The following is a 20,480-nucleotide window of genomic DNA, read 5'->3' as shown; positions in this document are numbered from 1 at the left end:
CCTGATCAAGCGCCATTACAAAAAAATCCCCTGTGCCGGTGGCACTACATAGTTATCGCATCGACCATTGAGCGGCATTCATGAAACTGTCATGCAACTGTGGCAGCGCGCTTGAACAAACTTCATCAGACTCGCGCTCTACTGGGGTTCTGCGTTTTGGTGTTTTTCCATGGGTGCTTGGTTTTTTTCACGAATGGTTTTGCTGGCCGCACTGTTGTTCGGCCTGCCTTCTTTGGCGGCGTCTCGCTGTGACGTCAATGTTGCAACCCAACGGGTTGATCTGGTCCAGGTAAGCCTGGCGTACCAGAGCATTGGCCGCGCTTCGGACCCGGCACTGCTGCTGGTGATGGGGCTGGGCGGGCAGTTGATTCACTGGCCTGACGAGGTGGTGGTCGCTTTGTGTCAGCAGGGTTTTCGGGTGATTCGTTATGACAATCGCGACGTCGGCCTGTCGACCTGGCGGCAAACGCCGGCCGATACCAACCTGACCTTCGAAGTGCTGCGCTATAAGCTCGGCTTGCCGGTGTCGGCGCCTTACACCCTGACCGATATGGCGGACGACGGCCTGGGGCTGATGGATGCGCTGCACATCGAGCAGTTTCACGTGCTGGGCGCCAGCATGGGCGGAATGATTGCCCAGCACATGGCGGCGATGGCGCCACAACGGGTCGAGAGCCTGACCCTGATCATGAGCACTTCAGGCGCCGAAGGTTTACCCGCGCCGAGTGCGGCACTGTTGCAGTTGCTGGCGCGTCGGGGTGCACCCAACCGTGAAATCGCCCTGGAGCAGCAGGCGGACCTGCTGGCGGCACTGGGCAGCCCGGCGGTGACGGATGATCGCCAGGCACTGCTGCAGCAGGCGGCACTGGCGTACGACCGGGCATTCAATCCCGAGGGGGCCAAGCGCCAGATCCTGGCGATCCTGGCCGAGCCGAGCCGCGTGGCATTGCTCAACCAGTTACGGGTGCCGGCGCTGGTGGTGCATGGCACGGCCGATCCGTTGTTGCCGGTGATGCATGGCGTGCACCTGGCCGCGCATCTGCGTGGTAGTCAGTTGAAGCTGATACCGGGCCTGGCTCATCGTTTCCAGGAAGCGTTCAAGGCGCCGTTGCTGGCAGCAGTGTTGCCGTATCTGCGGGCTCATCGAGAGGACACTTCGCATTGGGCGCAGATTGAGCCTGTAGCCGAACACAACCTGCTTTAACGCACGATCTTGTCCACGTGGATTCCCAGTTTCTTCAGCCGGTACCAGAAGCTGCGCTCGGAGATACCGATCAACTGCGCCGCCGCGGCTTGCACACCGTTGCTCTGGGCAAGGGCTGCCAGGATGTAGCTCCTTTCGACTTCTGCCAATGCGGCCTCCAGGTCTGACGGCACCCCCATGCCTTCGTCGGGAATGGTGCTGCTGGTGGCGGCTGATGAAGCAAACAGGTATGCCGGCAGATCGTCATCGTCGATGACAGTCCCTGACGCGACGATGGTCGCGCGTTCCACGCAGTTCTGCAGTTCGCGAATATTGCCAGGCCACGAATATTGGGCCATGGCCTGCAACGCCGCCGGGCTGAAACCGCTGATGCGTTTGCCGGCGGTGGCGCCCAGGATATGGGCGAAATGCCGGGCCAGCGGGGCAATGTCCTCGACCCGTTCGCGCAGGGCCGGGAGCGGAATCGGGAATACGTTGAGGCGGTAGTAGAGGTCTTCGCGAAACTCCTTGTTGGCCACCGCGTCCAACAGGTTTTTGTTGGTTGCCGCAATCACTCGTACATCCACCTTGCGCTCGCGGGGATCACCGACCGGCTCAATCACACGCTCCTGCAGCGCGCGCAGGATCTTCGCCTGCAAGGCCAACGGCATTTCACCGATTTCATCGAGAAACAGGGTGCCCTTGTCCGCTTGCAGGAAGCGCCCGACGCGGTCGGCTATGGCTCCGGTAAACGCACCTTTGCGATGGCCGAACATTTCGCTTTCCAGCAATCCTTCGGGGATGGCCGCGCAGTTCACCGCGACGAAGGGCTTGTCCGCGCGACTGCCATGTTTGTGGATGGCCCGGGCGACCATTTCCTTGCCGGTGCCGCTTTCGCCGGTGAGCAAAATCGTCGCATTGCTTTCGCGCACTGAGTCGATCGCCTGCAACACCCGACGGAAACTCGGGCTGTCACCGATCAGGCTGTCGATTTGCTGGTGTTCATCGAGTTCGGCGCGCATGCGCTGGTTGTCTTTGAGGATGTCGCGAAATTGCAGGGCCTTGTTGACGGTGATGTCCAGTTCATCGATGTCGAACGGTTTGGCGATATAGTCGAACGCCCCGTTGCGCATCGATTGCACGGCGTTTTTCACGGTGCTGTAGGCCGTCATGACAATCACTGGCAGGTGCGGAAAGCGGCTTTTGATTTCCGCCAGCAATTGTGGACCGTCCATGCCGGGCATGCGCCAGTCGCTGATGACCAGGTCGATGTCTTCGGCCTCCAGTACTTTCAGGGCGTGCAAGCCATTGCCCGCCGTGAACACCGTGATGCCGTTCTGGTTCAGCGCCGACGCCAGCAGGTCGCAGAGCTTGGGCTCGTCGTCGACCACCAGTACGTTATGTGTCATCGCTAACCTCGTCGAACTCTTCGCCCTTGGCTGGAATGTAAAGGCTGAATGTAGCGCCGGCATTTTTGCCGCTGGTGCACTCGATGCGCCCTTCATGACTTTCCATGATCGAATACACCTTCGCCAGGCCCAGGCCAGTGCCCGAGGCCTTGGTGGTGACGAACGGCGTGAATATGCGCTCGAGCATGTCCGGCTCGACACCCGGTCCGGTGTCGCGGACGCTGATCACCGTGTACGGCGGATCGCTGCTGATCGCCAGGGTCAAGTGCCCTCCGTCGGGCATGGCATCGATGGCGTTGACGATCAGGTTCAGGCCGGCCTGCTTGAGTTGCCGCGGGTCGGCGTGGACGGTGGCGCCGGGTGCCTGATCGTCAATGTGCGCGTCGATGTGGTGACTGGCCAACTCTGGCGCGCAAAAGCCCAGCAGTTCCTCTACCAGCGCCCGCACCGCTTGCGTCGAGCGCATGGGCGCGCTGGGCTTGGCGAACTCGAGAAAATCGCTGATCAGGTCGTTGATCCGGCTGACTTCGCTGACGACGTATTCCAGGTGGCGCTTGTCGGACTCTGGCAGATCGGCGCGCCGATGCAGCAGTTGTGTCGCGGTCTTGATGATACCCAGCGGGTTGCGGATTTCATGGGCCAGGCCCATGGCAACTTCGCCCAGGGCATGCAATCGGTCGCGGCGACGCAGTTGCGATTCCAGGTGCTGCAGTTGGCCCAGGCGCTCGCTCATGTGATTGAAGGTGCTGCTCAATTCCGCCAGTTCGTCGCTGCCAGTCACTGCCAGGCGTTGGCGATAATCCCCTGCAATCACCGCCTGCACACCCTCGGATAGCCCGCGCAGGGGTTTGGTCAGCCGTTGCGAAACCAGCCAGCCGACTGCCAGTGAGGCCGCCGAGCTGAGCAGGAAAATCAGGATGAACAGGTTGCTCTGGTTCACCAGCCCGACCAGGCTGCTGTGGCGCAGCAGCCCGCTGAAGATCACGCCTTGCAGCTCGCCATTTTCGTTGAGTATCGGTTGGTAGATGCCGCTGTAGCGGCTGGTAAATTGTTCGATGGGCTGTTTGCTCTGGCGCATGGACTGTTCGATTTTTGCCGGCACCTGCAGGGGATGATCCTCGAAGCGTTGGGTCGAGAAGATTTCCGAGAAGTCACCCGCCTTCGCCAGGTACAGGCGCAGGTCCAGGGAGTGAACGTCGGCCACGCTGGTGAGGAAACTGTTGTCCAGGTAGGTGGCGATCACCAGTTTGTACGCCAAGCCGTCCTGCTCGGTCTCGAAGGTCGAAACCACGGTGCCGGTTGCTACGCCGGCGACTTGCAAGGTTTGCAGCACGGCTTTGGGGGCGGTGCTGATCTGGCGGACGACATCGTCGGCGACGGTGCTGAACAGCACTTTTTGATCGTTGCTGCGTACCAGCGCCACCACGTCGATGCCCATTGAATCGGCGATGTCGGTGGTCAATTTGTCGTGGCGGGTGGACAGTCGGTCCGTGGGCGGGCGCGTAAAACGCAGGAATAACTGCGCAGCCCGGGCGTGGTCGCGCAGGATTTCGCTGATTTCGTCCTCGACGATCCTGGTCGATTCCTGCAGCCAGATCCGCACGTTGCTGTCGAAAATCTGCGACAGGGTGGTGGCCGCCAGTTCAGCGGCAATCATCGTCGGAATCACGCTGACCAGCCAGAAAGCCAGCACCAGTTTGCGCTGCAGGCTCCAGCCGGAAAGGGCGAAGGGTCGGGCGTTGGGGCGTGGGGTTTTGGTCATCGGGTTTCGCTTATGGCAGCAGCCATGGCAGGGTCGGATCGGTCCGGGCGGATAAACATTTTTACCCCACGTAACAAGCCATTGAGCCAACGATTGCGGTGGCGGAAAAACAGGGTATTGCCGGTAAACGAGCAACCCAGGCGAAGCTTACCGGCATAGCCCGCCTGGCCGCATGCATAGATCGTAAGGCCATGTTCAATACAGTAGTCGACATTGGCCAGCCAGCTGCGCATGTACAGATTGTGCTTGCGGGTGCGGCCAAGGTCGTGGGCGAAAAACTTGTCCACCAATCGCTGGTCGTCCAGCAATACCAGGTTGAACGCGACCAACTCTTCGCCGAGCCAATAGAGTACGCAGGCGGCTCGTTCATCGAGTTGTTCCAGCACCTGGCGGAAGTAGGTCGGCGGCAAATGTTCGAACCTCAGGTCACTGCGGTCCAATGTGGCTTCGTAGAGCGGCATCATGACGGGCAGCAGATCTGTCACTTGCCGCCGCCACTCGATACGAGGCCCCTGGGTGCGCAAGGTGCGGCGCAGGTCCTTGCGTGTGGATTTGCCGAGGGTACCGAGGTAGGCATCGAGGCTGGCGAACGTGATGGGCAGTTCGGCGCCGGGCAAGCCAGGCATGCTTTGCAGGCCGGCGTCGTGGCAGGCCTGCAACCACTGCGGGTCACGGTCAGATGCGTCCTTTACTGCCATTAGGCCGATGCCGGCCTGGTCCGCATCGTTACGGGCCAGGATCAACAACTGTTCAAGCAGGGCGGGGCGTCTGGCAAGTTCGATTCGCCGGGACGTGCCCACATGACAGCGCTCGGCCACCGGCGAGCCCAAGGCATAGAGCGGGATGTCGAGCAACCCCGGACACCAGCGGCGCAACCTTTGACTGATGCGCTTGCCCAGGCCTTGCACCGTGGTGTCCAGTGAATAGGCCGTGGTGAATGCCACGGCTGCGGCGATCAATACCTGTTGCTCGTACAAAACCAGATAGCGCCATTGAAAACCGGCAATGCCTGCCCGTTCAACTGCCAGGTAGTAATCCCAATCCTCCAGTTCGGCAGGGAAGCATGCGTTCCAGGCACCGCGGTCGATGGCCTCTATGGTAGAAAAGGCGAGGGAGGTGATCACGGGGTTTGCTCCTCCTACGCCATTTGCCGATACGCGTGGCGCACGGGAAGCGGGGTGTTGGACTGCTGCTTGAAGCGTTGCTCGATAAAATCCACGCTCAACGCCACTACCTGCCGGTATTGCAGGTCGACAGTGATCATGTGGTAACAGTCGTCGAGCAGGATTTTCACCACCGGGCCGCCGAGTTTGCGTTCCACATAGTCGGCATTCCAGCGGCTGGTGATATCGTCTTCACGCGAATGCACCACCAGTGCCTGGGTAGTGATGTGCGCCATGCGTTTCTTCACCGCCGCGACTAACCGGTGCAATTCGCGAACACTGACCCCGGACATGGTCAACAGCCCGGCATTCGCGCTTTCGCCTGCCTTCATCTGCCGCTCGACGATTGCCCGCAGACGTTCGTCCTTGATGCCAAAAGGTGATTTTTCTTTGAAACGGCACAGGTGCACACCGAATGGAATCGCCATCAGCAGCGGTGTGAGTAGCGCCGCCCTGGGCATGTTCCAGCCGTCGTAACGCAGGGTCGTCGAGTAGAGCAGCAAGCCTTCGATCTGTCCCGGGTGTTCGGCCGCCAGGTACATCGACAGCACGGCGCCCATGGACAGGCCGCCAACGAAAACGCGTTCGTGTTTGCGCCGCACGTCGAGGTAGGTGTTGCGCGCACTCTCATACCAGTCGTGCCACCGGGTGGCTTGCAGGTCGGCGTTGTTGCCACAGTGGCCGGCCAGGGTCGGCACGTAGACCGTATACCCCGCCGCGGCCAGGCCCATGGCCACGCGACGCAGCTCCGTCGGTGTGCCGGTCAGGCCGTGAATCAGCAATACCGCCACACTCCCGCTGCCGAGAATGTACCCGGTGTTACCTTCGCCCATGTCGACCGCTTCGGGTGAAGAGCGGGCATTCATCGTTGCATCGCCCGATGCAGCAAGCGGTCGAGTAGGGCGATGGCCAGGTCTATTTCCGGGTAACTGATTTCCAGCGACGGCGCCAGGGTGATCACGTTTTTGTAGTACCCCCCGACATCAAGGATCAGGCCCAGCTGGGTGCCGTCGATTTCGATGTCGCCCTTCATGCCTTCCTCGACCATGAAGTCCAGGGTTGCCTTGTCCGGCGTAAAGCCGTCCGGACCGCAGATTTCACAACGCAGGGCCAGTCCGAGACCGTCGACATCACCAATGATCGGATAGCGTTTCTGCAAGTCTTTCAAGCCTTCGAGGAAATACTTGCCCTTGTTCAAGACCATCGCGCCGTAATCGAATTCGCGGGTCATCTTGAACATCTCCAGGCCGACTGCCGTGCCCAGGGGGTTGGAAGCAAAGGTCGAGTGGGTCGACCCTGGTGGGAAAATCTTCGGGTTGATCAGCTCTTCCCTGGCCCAGAGGCCACCGAGGGGATTGAGGCCGTTGGTCAAGGCTTTGCCGAAGACGATCACATCCGGCTTGACGTCGAAGTGCTCGATCGACCACAGCTTGCCGGTACGATAGAAGCCCATCTGGATTTCGTCGACCACCAGCAGAATGCCGTGCTGGTCCAGCACATGCTTGAGTTCGCTATAGAAGTTCATCGGCGGGATGACATAGCCGCCTGTACCCTGGATCGGTTCGACGTAAAACGCAGCGTATTCGCACTGGCCGACTTTCGGGTCCCAGACGCCGTTGTATTCGGTCTCGAACAACCTGGCGAATTGCTTCACGCAGTGACTGCCGTACTCTTCCTTGGTCATGCCTTTCGGGCCGCGAAAGTGGTACGGAAAGGGGATGAAATGGGCGCGTTCGCCGAAGTGACCGTAGCGGCGTCGATAGCGGTAGCTGGAGGTGATCGAGCAAGCACCGAGTGTGCGCCCGTGATAACCACCCTCGAAGGCGAACATCAGGCTCTTGCCCTGGGAGGCGTTGCGCACGACTTTCAACGAGTCTTCGATGGACTGTGAGCCGCCTACGTTGAAGTGCACGCGTCCGTCGAGGCCGAACTTGTTCCTGGCATCGACCGCGATCATCTCCGAGAGCTCGATCTTGCCCTTGTGCAGATACTGGCTGGCGATTTGCGGCAGGGCATCGATCTGCTGTTTCAGCGCATTGTTCAGGCGTGGATTGGCGTAGCCGAAGTTGACCGCCGAGTACCACATTTGCAGGTCGAGGTAGGCCTGGTCGCTGGTGTCCCAGACATAAGAACCTTTGCAGCGGCTGAAAATGCGCGGGGGCTCGATGTAGTGGACGGTGTCGCCGTAAGAGCAGTACCGGGCTTCTTTTTCCAGAAGGATCTGGTCCTCGGCGGTGGCGATTCGAATATCAGACATGGTGGAAAAGCTCCTGTGTGTCGAGATTGAAAGAACGGGTGTTGGCTGCGCTGACGCTTGGCAGCAGGGCCAGCAAGGCTGGAAGTTCGGCGAAGCTGTCGAAGCGTGCGTAGGCAATGTTGTTGCGTTCGCAGTGCTCGGCCAGGCGATCCTTGGCGAACACGAAATCGGCGGTGGTAGCCACGCACATGTCGGACTGGCCGTCGCCGATCACCAGCACCCGACGGGCCATGGGCGCAGACCTGCACTTGCAGTTGCCGGCAGCGGTGCGGCAGGCGTCGCTGGCATGCGGGAAGTCGATGCGCCAGCGACTGTGGTCGACCTGGCGCAAGCGGTTGGCGAGAATCGGCAAGAGATTGACGTAGTGGCGTGCCAGGATTCTTGCAATGGCTTGCTCGATGCCGTCGCTGACCACTTCGAAGGAGGCGCCGAGGTCCATGACGTGGTCGACGAAGTCGGGGAAGTGCGGATCGATCTCGATGCTGTCGAAGAGGTCGAGCAATTGGGTGGGCGTGGCCTTCACCTGCGAAAGCTGGCGACTGAGGCATTCACGGGAACCGATATCACCCGCCAGCCATGCGTTTTCGATCGCTTCCCAGCTCGGGTCGGCGAAACGCTGGAGGATGCTGTCGATCACGTCGGTGCGGGTGATGGTCCCGTCGAAATCACACACGATATGCCAGTCAATCATCTGTCGTACCTATTGGGCAGGGTGCGCTCTGTGCGCTTGCCAAGGGGTAGAGCAGGGACTGTGCCAATCGTGTCTGGCCCCGTGGCGCCGGGGGGTTGGCAGATTTTGTTGGAGGCGGGGCTACAATTTTTGTAGGTCCCTACAATCAACATGAGTGCTTGCGTGATCGGGGCAATCCGAGGATTGATGCGCGCATGTCCCGTTCCAGGAATCGCCTCATGTCGAGGATTACCCTTGCGCTGTTTGCAGCGCTGACCTGCCTTTCAATCAACGCCCGCGCCGATGCCATCAGCGGTGAAGTCGGCTTGGGCCTGAGCTTTCAACCCCATGACCCGACTGGCAGCCGCTACGAAACCCGGCCCGTGCCCTACCTCGATCTGGACTGGCGCGATGTCAGCCTGAGTACCGACGACGGGCTGACCTGGGATGCGTTCCAGGCCAACGGTTTCAGCGCCGGGCCGTTCGTAAATTACCTGCGGGGCCGGACTTCGAACGGTCAGTTGCAAGGCCTGCGCGATGTGCCGGACATGGGCGAGGTGGGCGGGTTCGTGCAGTACGCTCCGGCTGATTTCTGGCGGGTATTTGCCTCGATTGGTCAAGCGGTCGGCGGCCGCAGCGGGCAGGGTGGGGGGCTGGGTCGGGTCGGTGGCGAGGTGGGTTATCCGGTGGGAGGCGGCGTGATCGGCAGCACCAACCTGACGGCGCATTTCGCTGATGCCCGACAGACACAGACCTGGTTCGGCGTCAGTGCCGAAGAATCACAGGCCTCGGGGATACCTCGCTACAACGCAGATGGCGGGCTGCAGAACGTGGCGCTGACCCAGAGCTTCGAGTTTCCCCTGGCACTGCACTGGTCGCTGCTGACCAGCGCGAGCTGGATTCACCTGACCGGTTCGGCGGCGGACAGCAGTATCGTCAAAGCCGTTGGCGCCACCAACCAGGGTGAAGCGCAGGTGGCGATTGCCTACAAGTTCGACTGACCCCCGAATCGCTGCCAGAACCCCGATCTGTAGGAGCCGGCTTGCTGGCGATCCATGCGACGCGGTGTGTCAGGCACGCCGCTTTCGCTGCGATGCGGCGACCCGACAAGCCAGCTCCTACAGGGGGCAATGGCGATGGTCAGGTCTCTTGACCTCCAGCCAACATCACGATCCCGGCCATGATGACCGCTACGCCTACCCAATGAAGTAAGCTGATCTGCTCGCCCAGGCCCAGCCACGATCCCAAAAGCACCCCGACAAACACCAAAGAACTCAGCGGAAACGCCAGGGACAGACTGCTGCGTCGCAGAATCAGCATCCACACGAAGAACGCACCGATGTAGCAGGCAATGGCCAGCCAGACCCCGGTGTTTCCTGCCACCGCCAGCAGCCATTGCAGGTTGAAGTCCATTTGCCCCAGTTGATCGCCACCGACCTTGGTCGCGATCTGGCCTGCGCTTTCCAGGCCGATCAACAGTGCCCACAGGACAAGGGTGCCAAGGCGTTCGTGCAGCCAGTCGGCCTTGCTACGGATCATTGTTCGATCTTCATGCATTGACGGCACACACGAGCATGACGCCCGCCGTGATCACCAGCGTGCCGAGCCAGCGTCGTCGGCTGACGTGTTCGCCGAGGATCACCTTGCCCGCCAGCACCACACCGCAATACGCCAGCGCCGCCGCCGGAAACAACAGGCTCAGCGGTGCCCTGGACAGGGCTTCGAGCCAGATGAAAAACTCGATCACGTAGGCGCCGACCCCGCACCACAGGAGCGGTGCGCTGAATACCTGGCCCCAGAATGCATTCAGGCGAAACCCGCCTTCGAGCTCCGGCAAGCGGTCCAGGCCGAGTTTGAAACAGAGCTGGCCGATGACGTCCAGCACTATGGAAATCGCCACCAGCACGATCACGGTGAAGGTCATGGGTACAGCTCCTCCAATAAGTCGATCAGGGCCTGGTTGCTCGCGGCATTGCGCAACAGATCGGCTTCGCACCAGCGCTCGGCCGGGGGTTGGTCGGACCTGGCCTCCCAGCGCTTCAGGGCATTACTGAAGCCCGGTCTGGCGTAGTCGCCACAGACGTCGATGCCGAGGATGCGTTTACCGGCTGCCAGCATGCGAATCGCCAGCAACAGATGACTCAGACGCATCGAGCCCTGGTCCCAATTGGTGGCGGCGTCCTCGCTGGCCAGCACATCCTTGTCGATCGTGATCCACACCGTTTGCGTGGGCAGGCTGGCGATCAGTTGCTGGAGGAATGCCGGCCAGTCCAGCCCGGCCAGGTTGTGCCAGTGCAGCAGGTTTTCCTGTTGTCGATGCCCGGGACCATCGCCGATCAGCCCCCAGATCCTCGACGGTGCATGCTGCCAGGGAAACAGTTGCAACTCGCCGCGCCTGAGCGCTTGCAGGTTGCCACCCTTGAGCTGTGGATTTTGCAGGTCGTCGCTACAGGGGCCGAGGGTGACGATGCGCTGGATATTCGGCAGCTTCAGCGCCTGGTTGACCCATGATCCACAATGCCGGCGCGGTGCGAACCGGACCCAGTCGGGATGGTTGTCGAAGTGGATCAGGCTGGTTGGCTCCGGCAAATCGGCAAGAAAGGCCGGGGTCAAATGGTGGTAGTCGCCGGAGCCGACGAAGAATATTTCCGGCTGCGGACCGCTGTGCCGGGGGCGTTGTCGCAGGCGTTCGCAAAAACGCCGCCAGGTGCGTTCGCTGGACCAAAGCCGCAGTTTCGGGCCGAGGTCGAGCAGGTCCAGGCGTTTCGCGCGGCCGCTGTCGAGCAGCTGCGCGATCGGTGCCTGGGCCGTCAGGCTGTGGTCGAGATCTAGAATGTTCAAGGTCAGCATTCACCCTTGGCAGACCCCTCCCGGACACCGGCATCATCGAGCATGAAGGCCGGCCGAGGGGCTTTGAGGGGTAAATGCAAGGGACGGGCCAGCGACTGCAGGCACTCATGAAAGGGGGGCGATCAGCCGTGCAGGCGAACCCAGACGCTGACCAACGCCGTCGCTGCGATCAACCACGCCACGGCCGCGACGGCCAGCGAGGCCTCGAGGCGCAGGCGGTCAACCATCACATAGAGGGTCGCCAGGTAGATGAAGTACGGAATGATCGACCACATGCCGAACACGATGGTGGTCTTCAAGTCATCCAGCGAACGGCCCTTGCCGACGATGTAATGGGCGATGAGCGCAAAGGTCGGAAACAGCGGCACGAGCCCGGCGATGTAGTAGTTTCGGGTCTTGGCCAAGGCGGCGAGGATCACCACCACCGCCGCGCCCAGGGCTGCTTTGAGTATCAGGTCCACACAGGTCTCGCTTAATGGCTCAGGCCGTACTTTTTCACTTTGTCGAACAACGTGGTCTTGGCCATGCCCAGTTCCAGGCTGGCCTGGGTCAGGTTGCCGCCGCTGCGTTGCAAGGCATCGCCCAGCAGGTTGCGCTCGAAGGCCTCCACCGCTTCAGCGAAAGCCAGGCCTTGGGCGCTGCCGCCCGCGCCGGGTTTCTTGAACGCCGGCAGGCCCAGGGCAAATCGCTCGGCGACGTTGCGCAGTTCGCGCACGTTACCTGGCCAGTCGTGGCTCATCAGGTTTGACAGGGTCTGGTTGTCCAGTTCCGGCGCGGTGCGGTCGAAGCGCAAGGACGACTGCTGCAAAAAGTACTCGAACAATTGCAGGATGTCTTCGCGGCGCTCACGCAGGGGTGGCAATTCCAGGGTCACCACGTTGAGGCGGTAGTACAGGTCGCTGCGAAATTCTCCCGCCTTGCTCGACTCGTCGAGATCGGATTTGGTCGCCGCGATCACCCGGCAGTCCACCGCCACGCTCTGGTTCGAGCCGAGGCGTTCGAGGGTGCGTTCCTGCAACACCCGCAGCAGTTTGATCTGCAGGGGCAGGGGCATGCTTTCCACTTCGTCGAGGAACAGCGTGCCGCCGTCGGCGTGCTCGATCTTGCCGATCCGCCGTTTGCCGGCGCCGGTGAAGGCGTTGGCTTCATGGCCGAAGATTTCGCTTTCGAAGAGGTTTTCCGGCAGACCGCCGCAGTTGAGCGCGACGAATTGCCGGGTGTGCCGACGACTGAAGTCATGCAGGCAGCGCGCGACCAGTTCCTTGCCGGTGCCGGTTTCGCCTTCGATCAGTACGTTCGCCGAAGTATCGGCGACATTGGCGATCAGTTCGCGCAGGTTCTGCATGGCCGGCGAGCGGCCGATGATCCGCCCTTCGAGGGAGTCGCGCTCGGCCAGTTGCCGGCGCAACGACGAGACTTCCCGTGCCAGGCTGCGTTGCTCCAGGGCGCGGCGGGCGACATCCACCAGACGTTCGGGCGAGAAGGGTTTCTCCATGAAGTCATAGGCGCCTTTCTGCATGGCGCCGACGGCCATGGAGATATCGCCATGCCCGGTAATCAGTACCACCGGCAGGCTGCGGTCGCGGGCCTTGAGTCGGTTCAGCAGTTCCAGGCCATCGATGCCCGGCAGGCGAATGTCACTGATGACGATGCCGGCGAAGTTGTCGCCGACCCGTTCCAGGGCTTCCTCGGCACTGCCGACTCCGATGCAGGGAATGTCTTCCAGGGTCAGCGCCTGTTGGCAGCCGAGCAGCACATGGGGGTCGTCTTCGACGATCAATACACTAAGGTCGTTGTTCATATTGGCTCAGCGGGAGTGGGGCTTACCAACGGTAAACTGAGGACGAAAGCGGTACCACCGCTGGCCGGATGTTCGACACCCAGGTGACCGCCAGTGGCGGCGGCCAGGCTCGCGGAAAGGGTCAGGCCCAGGCCCAGGCCTTGTTCGCCGGGCTTGGTGGTGAAAAACGGTTCGAACAGGTGCTTGCGCGCGTCCAGGTCAATGCCGTGGCCATTGTCCCGCACACGCAGCCGATATTTACCCTCGAAGACTTCGCCCTCGAGCCACAATTCCGGCTGCGGTTGCGCCTGCATGGCGTCCAGGGCGTTGCCGATCAGGTTGACCAGGATTTGCTCCAGGCGGGTCTGGTCGATCCGCACCTGCACATCGTCGAAGTGGCGATGCAATTGCAGATGGGCGTTTTCCACGCGCGCACCGAGCAATTGCAAGGCCGCATCCACGGCTTTGCCGAGACAGGCCTGGCCCTTGTCGTCACCGCGCCGGGCAAAGGAGCGCAGGCTGGCGGTGATGCGGCCCATGCGGTCGATCAATTCGTTGATGGTCTTGAGGTTGGTGCTGGCCACGTCCAGTTGACCGCGCTCCAGGAAACGCACGGTGTTGCCGGACAGGGTACGCAGCGCCGCCAACGGCTGGTTCAATTCGTGGGCGATGCTGGTGGACATCTGGCCAATCGCGGCAAGTTTTCCGGCCTGCACCAGTTCATCCTGGGCACGGCGCAGCGTCTCTTCGGCGTGCCGGCGTTCGCGGATCTGCCCCTTGAGCCGTTCGTTGCTGGCGCGCAGGTCGGTGGTGCGTTCGGTAATCCGACGCTCCAGTTGATTGTTGGCTTCCTGCAAGGCTTCCCGGGCGGCCAGGCGGGTGGCGATCACCTTGCGCCGCTCGTTCCAGGCGATCAGCAGGAACGCCACCAAGGCAAACGCCACGGCGACCAGGATCCCCTGGTTAATCGCTTCGCGGCGCAAATCCTGTAGCGGCGTGAGCAGGGTGAAATTCCACGGCGTATCGCTCAAGGGCCGGGTTTGCGACAGGTAGCTGATGTTTTCGGCATCGGAGACCAGTTCGCTATTGGCGGGGAAGGTGAGTTTTTCCACGCCCTCGGACAGGGTTTCCCGGGCCAGCGGTTGCAGTTCGTTGAGCGGGAACCAGTAGTACTGGAGGCTGCGGGCGAGCTTTTCCTTGGTGTCTTCGCTCAGCGGCACGACAGACTTGAGGCGTCGCGCCGGATCGCTGGAGAGAATGATGATGCCGTTCTCGTCGCTGACGAAGGCTTCCAGGCGCGCTCGCTGCCAGCGTTCTTCCATGGTTTCGAGGCGCACCTTGACCACCGCGACGCCGATGATCTTGCCGTGCTCCTCCAGGCCATGGGCCAGGTAGTAACCGGGTTCGCCGTTGGTGCTGCCGATGCCATAGAAGCGCCCGGGCTGGCCGCGTACGGCATTCTGGAAATAGGCACGGAAGGACAGGTCTTCGCCCAGATAACTGTCGACATCGCGCCAGTTGCTGGTGGCCATCACTCGGCCAGTGGTGTCCATCACATAGATGGCCCGGCTGCGGCTGCGCCGGTTCAGGCCTTCGAGGTAATCATTGACGGCCTGCCGGTGTTCCGGCGTCGGGTCGGCCAGCAACGTGGAAACACTGGTTTCGAGTTCCAGCAGGCTGGGCAGGTAGGTGTATTTGCTGATCTCGCTTTCGACGGCGCGGGCATGCAGTTCCAGCTGGCGCTGGCCGTTTTCGCCGAGGCTGCGGATACCATAGTGTTCACTGGTCCAGAAGCCGATGTAACCCAGTCCGATCATCAGCGCGATGATCAGCGGTGGGAGAAACAGATGGCGAATCAGGCGGGGTTTCACGGCGAGTGATGGCGACGTGGCGCGATAGAGATTGGGGTCGCATTTCATCACAGATGCCTTGGGTCAACCACAACACAAATCTGAACCGTGCACCGACCCCCTGTAGGAGCCGGCTTGCCGGCGAAGCGATCGGTCAGTCAGACCGTGTCGCCTGGATCGCCAGCAAGCCGGCTCCTACAACGGAGCGGCGTGCTTATCAGTGTTGCAGAATCTTGTTGAGGAAGTGCTGCGTACGCTCGGCACGGTGGCTGATGTCGCCGAAGAAATCCTCTTTCTTGCAGTCTTCGATGATCTTGCCGGCGTCCATGAAGATCACGCGGTCGGCCACTTTGCGGGCGAAGCCCATTTCGTGGGTCACGCACATCATGGTCATGCCTTCGTGGGCCAGTTGCACCATCACATCCAGCACTTCGTTAACCATTTCCGGGTCCAGCGCCGAGGTCGGTTCGTCGAACAGCATGACGATCGGGTCCATCGCCAGCGCACGAGCAATCGCCACGCGCTGCTGCTGACCGCCGGACAGTTGGCCCGGGTGCTTGTGGGCGTGCGCCGAGAGGCCGACACGTTCCAGCAGTTGCAGGCCTTTCTTGGTGGCCTCTGCCTTGCTGCGGCCCAACACCTTGATTTGGGCGATGGTCAGGTTTTCAGTGATCGTCAGGTGCGGGAACAGTTCGAAATGCTGGAACACCATGCCGACCCGCGAACGCAGTTTCGGCAGGTTGGTCTTCGGGTCGGCGATGGACGTACCGTCGACCACGATGTCGCCTTTCTGGAACGGTTCCAGGGCATTGACGCATTTGATCAGGGTCGATTTGCCGGAACCGGACGGTCCGCACACCACGATCACTTCGCCTTTCTTGACCTCGGTGCTGCAATCAGTCAGTACCTGGAAGTCCCCATACCACTTGTTGATGCTTTTGATAGAGATCATACGGCGAACCTTTTTTGCAGACGCTTGACCAGCAGCGAGGCGGAAAAGCTGATGATGAAGTACACGAGACCTGCGAAGATCAGGAACTCATTGGAGCGGCCAATGATGTCGCCACTGGCGCGCGAAGCATTGAGGAAGTCCACCAGGCCGACGGCGTACACCAGCGAGGTGTCCTGGAACAGGATGATGCTCTGCTGCAGCAACAACGGAGTCATCTTGCGGAACGCCTGCGGCAGGATGATCAGGCGCATCATCTGGCCATAGGTCATGCCCAGCGCCTGGGCGGCACCCATCTGGCCCTTGGGAATCGACTGCACACCGGCGCGGACGATTTCGCAGAAGTACGCCGCTTCGAACATCATGAACGCCACGATGCACGAGGTGAACGCACCGATCGGGGTGTCTTCGCCAGTGATCCAGCGCAGCACGAACGGTACCGCCAGGTAGAACCAGGTGATCACCAGCAGCAACGGGATCGAGCGGAAGTAGTTGACGTACGCGCCAGCCAGGTTAGACAGCAGCTTGTTGTGCGACAGGCGGCACAGCGCCAGGATGGTGCCGAGGATGATCCCGCCGATCACGCCCATGGCCATCAGCTTGAGGGTCATGAGCATGCCGTTCCACAGGCCCGGCAGGGACGGGATGATGCCCGAGAAATCGAATTCCATCATTTACCCCCTACGGAAATCAGGCCCGGCACGGCGACTTTCTTCTCGACCAGGCGCATCAGCAACATCAGGCTCATGTTCAGGGTGAAGTAGATCAGCGTGGCCAGGGTGAAGGCTTCGAACAGGTTGGCGGAGAACTCGGCGGTCTGTTTGGTCTGCGCCAGCAGCTCCATCAAACCGATCAGCGAGGCCACTGAGGTGTTCTTGAAGACGTTCAAGAATTCCGAGGTGAGCGGCGGAATGATGATCCGGTAGGCCTGGGGCAGCAGCACGTTCCAGTAGATTTGCGGCAGCTTGAAGCCCATGGCGCGGGCAGCGGATTCCTGGCCGCGGGGCAGCGCCTGGATACCGGTACGCACTTGTTCGCAAACGCGGGCGGTGGTGAACAGGCCCAGGCACACGACGACGCTGAGGAAGGCCGAGGTGGTCGGGTTCAGGTCCTGCTTGTACCACTCTTGCAGGTCTGCAGGCAGCAGGTCGGGTACCAGGAAGTACCAGATGAACAGCTGTACCAGCAGCGGCACGTTACGGAAGAGTTCGACGTAGCAGGTGGCGATGCCCGATACGATGCGGTTTGGCACGGTACGCATGACACCCAGGATCGAACCCAGTGTCAGGGCAATGATCCAGGCCGCGATGGCGATGCCGATGGTCCAGCCCAGGCCGGCGATGTACCAGTCGAGATAGGTCTCGCTGCCAACGCCGGTGGACTTGAAGAACACGCCCCAGTCCCAGTTGTAATTCATTAGGGTCTCCCCTCAGATCGATCGATGTACAGGTACCCGCTTGGGGGAAGCTCCGTTCCCGCCTGATCTTTACGATCAGGCACACGCTCCCGGCTCGACAGCCACCGGTTCGAGTGTTTCCAAAAAATGCCAGCAGGGAGTGACAACCTCCCGAAAGGGCCGAGGCCCTCTCAGGAGATAAGGTTAGTCAGAAATCAGGACTTCTTGTCGTCAGCCGCTTTATCGGTCGGATTGGCGATCAGGGCCTTGAGCTCGTCGCTCATCGGGAAGTTCAGGTTCAGGCCTTTTGGTGGAATTGGCTGCATGAACCATTTTTCGTAGATCTTGTTGATTTCGCCCGAAGCGTAGGTGGCCTTGATGGCGTCATCCACGGCCTTTTTGAACGGCTCGTCGCCTTTGCGCACCATGCAGCCGTAGATTTCGTAGGACTGTGGAGTACCGGTCACGGCCCAGTCACTGGCTTTCTTGGCCTTGGCCGCTTCACCGGCCAGCAAGGCGTCATCCATCATGAAGGCCACGGCACGGCCGGTTTCCAGCATCTGGAAGGATTCGCCATGGTCTTTTGCGGAGATGACGTTCATGCCCATCTGCTTGTCGGCGTTCATCGCCTTGAGGATGCGCTCGGACGTGGTGCCGGCGGTGGTCACGACGTTCTTGCCAGCCAGATCCGGGAAATCCTTGTACTTGGAGTCTGCCTTGGACAGCAGGCGAGTACCGATTTCGAAGATGCCAACGGAGAAATCAACTTGCTGCTGACGCTCGACGTTGTTGGTGGTGGAGCCGCATTCCAGGTCCACGGTGCCGTTCTGCACCAGCGGAATACGGGTTTGCGAGGTGACCAGGTTGTACTTGACCTGCAGGTTCGGCAGGTCCAGGTCTTTTTTCAGGGCTTCGACGACTTTCAGCTGGATGTCGTGGGAGTAGCCGACCGGTTTGCCGGAAGCGTCCGCGATGTAGGAGAAAGGAATGGAAGCGTCACGATGCCCGAGGGTGATGACACCGGACTCTTTGATCTTCTTCAGGGTGCCGGTGAGTTCGGCGGCGAAAACTGGCGTGCTGATCAGAGCGGCAGCAATGGCTGCGCCCAGGATATGGGGAACGATGCGCATCAAATTTTCCTCGACTTTGTTTTTTTTATGGAGCCAGTTCTTCGGCCCTTTTGTGCTTCGAATGCCTGACGGCTCCTGAAGTGTTGGCGAAACAGGCATTCGTCCAAGAGTGTAGAGCATGACTCGTGCCAGGCCAGGCAGTCAGACTTAATATGTTGATTTATAAGGAGATTAAATATTTATGGAGGGCATTGGGGGGCAGCGGGAATCCGGTTTACCGAATTGACCGCCAAGTCGCGTTCGGAAAACCGAATGTGCATCTGTAGGAGCCCGGCAAGCCGGGCTCCTACAAAAGGGGGGAGATCAGGCCGCTTCGATCTTGCTGCGGTTCTGCTCGACCTTGCTCAGATAATCGGCGAGCCGTTGCTGTTGCTCGGGGGTGGTGAACAGGCCGAGTTTGCTGCGGCGCCACAGAATGTCGTGGGCACTGGTCGCCCACTCTTCGCTGCACAAATAATCGACCTCACGGGTATAGAGGCCGCCGCCAATGTGTTCGCCCATGTCATTGAGGCTCTGCACGCCTTCGAGCATGCGCCAGGTGCGACTGCCGTAGGTGGTGGCCCAACGCCGCGAGATTTCGCTGGGGATCCAGTCGTACTTGTCGCGGATCAGCGAGCTCAGCGCCTGCGGCGTGCTCATGTCTTCGCCGCCCGGCAGGGTCGAGGTGGCGGTCCAGCTTGGCTTGATCTGCGGGAAGTGCGGCGCCAGTTGCGCAAGCGCCGATTCCGCCAGCTTGCGGTAGGTGGTCAGCTTGCCGCCGAACACTGACAGCAGCGGCGCTTCCTCGCCGCTGCCCGACAGCGCCAGGGTGTAGTCGCGGGTGACGGCCGACGGGTTGTCGGACTCGTCGTTGCACAGCGGACGAACGCCGCAATAGCTGTGCACGACATCGTCGCGGCTGATCTGTTTTTTGAAGTGGGCGTTGACCACTTGCAGCAGGTAATCGGTTTCGCCCTCGGTGATCGCCACTTTGGCCGGATCACCGGTGTACTCACGGTCGGTGGTGCCGATCAGGGTGAAATGATTGAGGTATGGAATGGTGAAGACGATGCGCTGATCTTCGTTTTGCAGGATGTGCGCGTGATCGCCTTCGTACAGCTTTGGCACGATCAGGTGGCTGCCCTGGATCAAGCGAATGCCGTACGGCGATTCCATTTTCAGGTCGTCACGAATGAACTTGGCGACCCAGGGGCCGGCCGCATTCACCAGTGCCTTGGCGTGGATCGAAAACAGGCTGCCATCGGCGCGTTCCAGATGCAGGTGCCACAGGCCTTTGGTGCGACGCGCGCTGACGCAGCGGGTCTGGGTGTGGACGTGGGCACCGTTTTCCCGGGCTGCCATGGCGTTCAATACCACCAGGCGCGCATCGTCGACCCAGCAGTCGGAATATTCGAAACCCTTGGTGATTTCGCTTTTCAACGCGCTGTCCGGGCCGAACTTGAGACTTTTCGAACCGGCCAGTTTTTCCCGTTTGCCCAGGTTGTCATAAAGGAACAGGCCGGCGCGGATCATCCAGGCCGGGCGCAGATGCGGGCGATGGGGCAGGACGAAGCGCATCGGCTTGACGATGTGCGGGGCCTTGGCCAGCAGCACTTCGCGCTCGGCCAGGGCTTCGCGCACCAGGCGGAATTCGTAATGTTCGAGGTAGCGCAGGCCACCGTGGATCAGCTTGCTGCTGGCTGACGAGGTGTGGCTGGCCAGGTCATCCTTTTCGCAAAGGAACACCGAGAGACCGCGACCGGCGGCATCTGCCGCGATCCCTACGCCATTGATGCCGCCACCGATGACGGCGATATCGTAGACCTCGGCGAGAGGAGGCGTAGGCAAAGTAGAAGTGGGCATCGGCTAAGGCCTCGGAATTCTTTGATTTTCTGTATTTGAATTCGAACATTTATGTTCATTTGCGAAAATCTTAGCCCATAAAGACGCCCGCAGCCAGTCGCATTCGATTGAAAAAACTGATCGAAGGGCGGCTAAAGGAAAATATTCGAACATTTTGCAAAGAAGAGGGTGTCGCAAGAAGTTCTGTAGGAGCCCGGCTTGCCGGCGATGGCGGCTTCAGATTGCCATCGCCGGCAAGC

Annotated in this window: 19 protein-coding genes; 2 read left to right on the top strand and 17 right to left on the bottom strand. The window is 60.8% G+C overall.

The genetic code is table 11. The features are described from left to right. Positions 1–169 precede the first annotated feature (169 nt). On the top strand, positions 170–1,204 hold the full coding sequence (locus ACYP2Q_RS22695) for an alpha/beta fold hydrolase (protein ID WP_459732560.1): 1,035 nt from the start codon (positions 170–172) through the stop codon (positions 1,202–1,204). Here the strand turns inward: ACYP2Q_RS22695 and ACYP2Q_RS22690 are convergent. The 6 genes from ACYP2Q_RS22690 to ACYP2Q_RS22665 are packed head-to-tail and all read right to left on the bottom strand — an operon-like array spanning position 1,201 to position 8,465. Next, positions 1,201–2,592 (bottom strand): sigma-54-dependent transcriptional regulator, encoded by a 1,392-nt coding sequence (locus tag ACYP2Q_RS22690; RefSeq protein ID WP_459732559.1) that lies wholly within the window; start codon positions 2,590–2,592, stop codon positions 1,201–1,203. The two genes, ACYP2Q_RS22695 and ACYP2Q_RS22690, sit on opposite strands and share 4 nt — an antisense overlap. Next, on the bottom strand, positions 2,582–4,354 hold the full coding sequence (locus ACYP2Q_RS22685; protein ID WP_459732558.1) for a sensor histidine kinase: 1,773 nt from the start codon (positions 4,352–4,354) through the stop codon (positions 2,582–2,584). The genes ACYP2Q_RS22690 and ACYP2Q_RS22685 overlap by 11 nt, the downstream gene beginning before the upstream one ends. After that, positions 4,351–5,478: a GNAT family N-acetyltransferase gene (locus ACYP2Q_RS22680; RefSeq protein WP_459732557.1), complete on the bottom strand. Its 1,128-nt coding sequence runs from the start codon at positions 5,476–5,478 to the stop codon at positions 4,351–4,353. The genes ACYP2Q_RS22685 and ACYP2Q_RS22680 overlap by 4 nt, the downstream gene beginning before the upstream one ends. A 14-nt stretch (positions 5,479–5,492) precedes the next feature. Beyond that, positions 5,493–6,383, bottom strand: coding sequence for an alpha/beta hydrolase (locus ACYP2Q_RS22675; protein WP_459732556.1), 891 nt, complete (start codon positions 6,381–6,383; stop codon positions 5,493–5,495). Further along, positions 6,380–7,774, bottom strand: coding sequence for an aspartate aminotransferase family protein (locus ACYP2Q_RS22670; protein WP_459732555.1), 1,395 nt, complete (start codon positions 7,772–7,774; stop codon positions 6,380–6,382). Before ACYP2Q_RS22670 ends, ACYP2Q_RS22675 begins: the two co-directional genes overlap by 4 nt. Continuing rightward, positions 7,767–8,465: an MtnX-like HAD-IB family phosphatase gene (locus ACYP2Q_RS22665; RefSeq protein ID WP_459732554.1), complete on the bottom strand. Its 699-nt coding sequence runs from the start codon at positions 8,463–8,465 to the stop codon at positions 7,767–7,769. The genes ACYP2Q_RS22670 and ACYP2Q_RS22665 overlap by 8 nt, the downstream gene beginning before the upstream one ends. Positions 8,466–8,683: 218 nt before the next feature. Between ACYP2Q_RS22665 and ACYP2Q_RS22660 the strand changes: the two genes are divergently transcribed. Then, the gene (locus tag ACYP2Q_RS22660; protein ID WP_459732553.1) at positions 8,684–9,445 is read left to right on the top strand and encodes a MipA/OmpV family protein; all 762 of its coding nucleotides are present in this window, start codon (positions 8,684–8,686) and stop codon (positions 9,443–9,445) included. A gap of 139 nt (positions 9,446–9,584) precedes the next feature. Here the strand turns inward: ACYP2Q_RS22660 and ACYP2Q_RS22655 are convergent, their stop codons facing one another. From ACYP2Q_RS22655 to glpD, 11 genes are all read right to left on the bottom strand, one after another. After that, entirely contained in the window at positions 9,585–9,983 is a 399-nt protein-coding gene (locus tag ACYP2Q_RS22655) for a DMT family transporter (RefSeq protein WP_459732552.1), read from the bottom strand. Positions 9,984–9,993: 10 nt separating this feature from the next. Then, on the bottom strand, positions 9,994–10,368 hold the full coding sequence (locus ACYP2Q_RS22650; protein ID WP_077185238.1) for a DMT family transporter: 375 nt from the start codon (positions 10,366–10,368) through the stop codon (positions 9,994–9,996). Continuing rightward, positions 10,365–11,285 carry an arginase gene (locus ACYP2Q_RS22645; RefSeq protein ID WP_459732551.1) on the bottom strand — a complete coding sequence of 307 codons (921 nt, stop codon included), beginning with the start codon at positions 11,283–11,285 and terminating at the stop codon, positions 10,365–10,367. Before ACYP2Q_RS22645 ends, ACYP2Q_RS22650 begins: the two co-directional genes overlap by 4 nt. 131 nt (positions 11,286–11,416) lie before the next feature. Continuing rightward, entirely contained in the window at positions 11,417–11,746 is a 330-nt protein-coding gene (locus ACYP2Q_RS22640; protein WP_459732690.1) for a GlpM family protein, read from the bottom strand. A 20-nt stretch (positions 11,747–11,766) separates the two neighbouring features. Continuing rightward, positions 11,767–13,095, bottom strand: a complete 1,329-nt coding sequence (gene aauR / locus ACYP2Q_RS22635) for a two-component response regulator AauR (RefSeq protein WP_459732550.1) — start codon at positions 13,093–13,095, stop codon at positions 11,767–11,769. Then, positions 13,092–14,993: a two-component sensor histidine kinase AauS gene (gene aauS / locus ACYP2Q_RS22630; protein WP_459732549.1), complete on the bottom strand. Its 1,902-nt coding sequence runs from the start codon at positions 14,991–14,993 to the stop codon at positions 13,092–13,094. Before aauS ends, aauR begins: the two co-directional genes overlap by 4 nt. A gap of 148 nt (positions 14,994–15,141) precedes the next feature. Further along, complete coding sequence (locus ACYP2Q_RS22625) at positions 15,142–15,876, bottom strand: amino acid ABC transporter ATP-binding protein (RefSeq protein ID WP_459732548.1); 735 nt, start codon at positions 15,874–15,876, stop codon at positions 15,142–15,144. Beyond that, a complete protein-coding gene (locus ACYP2Q_RS22620; protein ID WP_459732547.1) occupies positions 15,873–16,544 on the bottom strand; it encodes an amino acid ABC transporter permease in 672 nt (223 codons plus the stop codon). Before ACYP2Q_RS22620 ends, ACYP2Q_RS22625 begins: the two co-directional genes overlap by 4 nt. Continuing rightward, entirely contained in the window at positions 16,544–17,290 is a 747-nt protein-coding gene (locus ACYP2Q_RS22615; RefSeq protein ID WP_020800742.1) for an amino acid ABC transporter permease, read from the bottom strand. Before ACYP2Q_RS22615 ends, ACYP2Q_RS22620 begins: the two co-directional genes overlap by 1 nt. 194 nt (positions 17,291–17,484) lie before the next feature. Further along, positions 17,485–18,399, bottom strand: a complete 915-nt coding sequence (locus ACYP2Q_RS22610; protein ID WP_459732546.1) for a glutamate/aspartate ABC transporter substrate-binding protein — start codon at positions 18,397–18,399, stop codon at positions 17,485–17,487. A gap of 303 nt (positions 18,400–18,702) precedes the next feature. Beyond that, positions 18,703–20,241 (bottom strand): glycerol-3-phosphate dehydrogenase, encoded by a 1,539-nt coding sequence (gene glpD, locus ACYP2Q_RS22605; protein WP_459732545.1) that lies wholly within the window; start codon positions 20,239–20,241, stop codon positions 18,703–18,705. Positions 20,242–20,480: the final 239 nt, after the last annotated feature.

It is taken from the genome of Pseudomonas sp. MHK4, assembly GCF_054600775.1.
This window is presented reverse-complemented; position numbering and strand designations above follow the sequence as displayed.

Excerpts from the sequence above, each read along its gene's own strand:
- ACYP2Q_RS22670 (WP_459732555.1), bottom strand. The coding sequence starts at position 7,774 with ATGTCTGATATTCGAATCGCCACCGCCGAGGACCAGATCCTTCTGGAA.
- ACYP2Q_RS22675 (WP_459732556.1), bottom strand. The coding sequence starts at position 6,383 with ATGAATGCCCGCTCTTCACCCGAAGCGGTCGACATGGGCGAAGGTAAC.
- ACYP2Q_RS22695 (WP_459732560.1), top strand. The coding sequence starts at position 170 with ATGGGTGCTTGGTTTTTTTCACGAATGGTTTTGCTGGCCGCACTGTTG.
- ACYP2Q_RS22650 (WP_077185238.1), bottom strand. The coding sequence starts at position 10,368 with ATGACCTTCACCGTGATCGTGCTGGTGGCGATTTCCATAGTGCTGGAC.
- ACYP2Q_RS22685 (WP_459732558.1), bottom strand. The coding sequence starts at position 4,354 with ATGACCAAAACCCCACGCCCCAACGCCCGACCCTTCGCCCTTTCCGGC.
- ACYP2Q_RS22690 (WP_459732559.1), bottom strand. The coding sequence starts at position 2,592 with ATGACACATAACGTACTGGTGGTCGACGACGAGCCCAAGCTCTGCGAC.
- ACYP2Q_RS22610 (WP_459732546.1), bottom strand. The coding sequence starts at position 18,399 with ATGCGCATCGTTCCCCATATCCTGGGCGCAGCCATTGCTGCCGCTCTG.
- aauR (WP_459732550.1), bottom strand. The coding sequence starts at position 13,095 with ATGAACAACGACCTTAGTGTATTGATCGTCGAAGACGACCCCCATGTG.
- ACYP2Q_RS22615 (WP_020800742.1), bottom strand. The coding sequence starts at position 17,290 with ATGAATTACAACTGGGACTGGGGCGTGTTCTTCAAGTCCACCGGCGTT.
- ACYP2Q_RS22660 (WP_459732553.1), top strand. The coding sequence starts at position 8,684 with ATGTCGAGGATTACCCTTGCGCTGTTTGCAGCGCTGACCTGCCTTTCA.
- ACYP2Q_RS22655 (WP_459732552.1), bottom strand. The coding sequence starts at position 9,983 with ATGATCCGTAGCAAGGCCGACTGGCTGCACGAACGCCTTGGCACCCTT.
- ACYP2Q_RS22620 (WP_459732547.1), bottom strand. The coding sequence starts at position 16,544 with ATGGAATTCGATTTCTCGGGCATCATCCCGTCCCTGCCGGGCCTGTGG.
- ACYP2Q_RS22665 (WP_459732554.1), bottom strand. The coding sequence starts at position 8,465 with ATGATTGACTGGCATATCGTGTGTGATTTCGACGGGACCATCACCCGC.
- ACYP2Q_RS22625 (WP_459732548.1), bottom strand. The coding sequence starts at position 15,876 with ATGATCTCTATCAAAAGCATCAACAAGTGGTATGGGGACTTCCAGGTA.
- aauS (WP_459732549.1), bottom strand. The coding sequence starts at position 14,993 with ATGAAATGCGACCCCAATCTCTATCGCGCCACGTCGCCATCACTCGCC.
- glpD (WP_459732545.1), bottom strand. The coding sequence starts at position 20,241 with ATGCCCACTTCTACTTTGCCTACGCCTCCTCTCGCCGAGGTCTACGAT.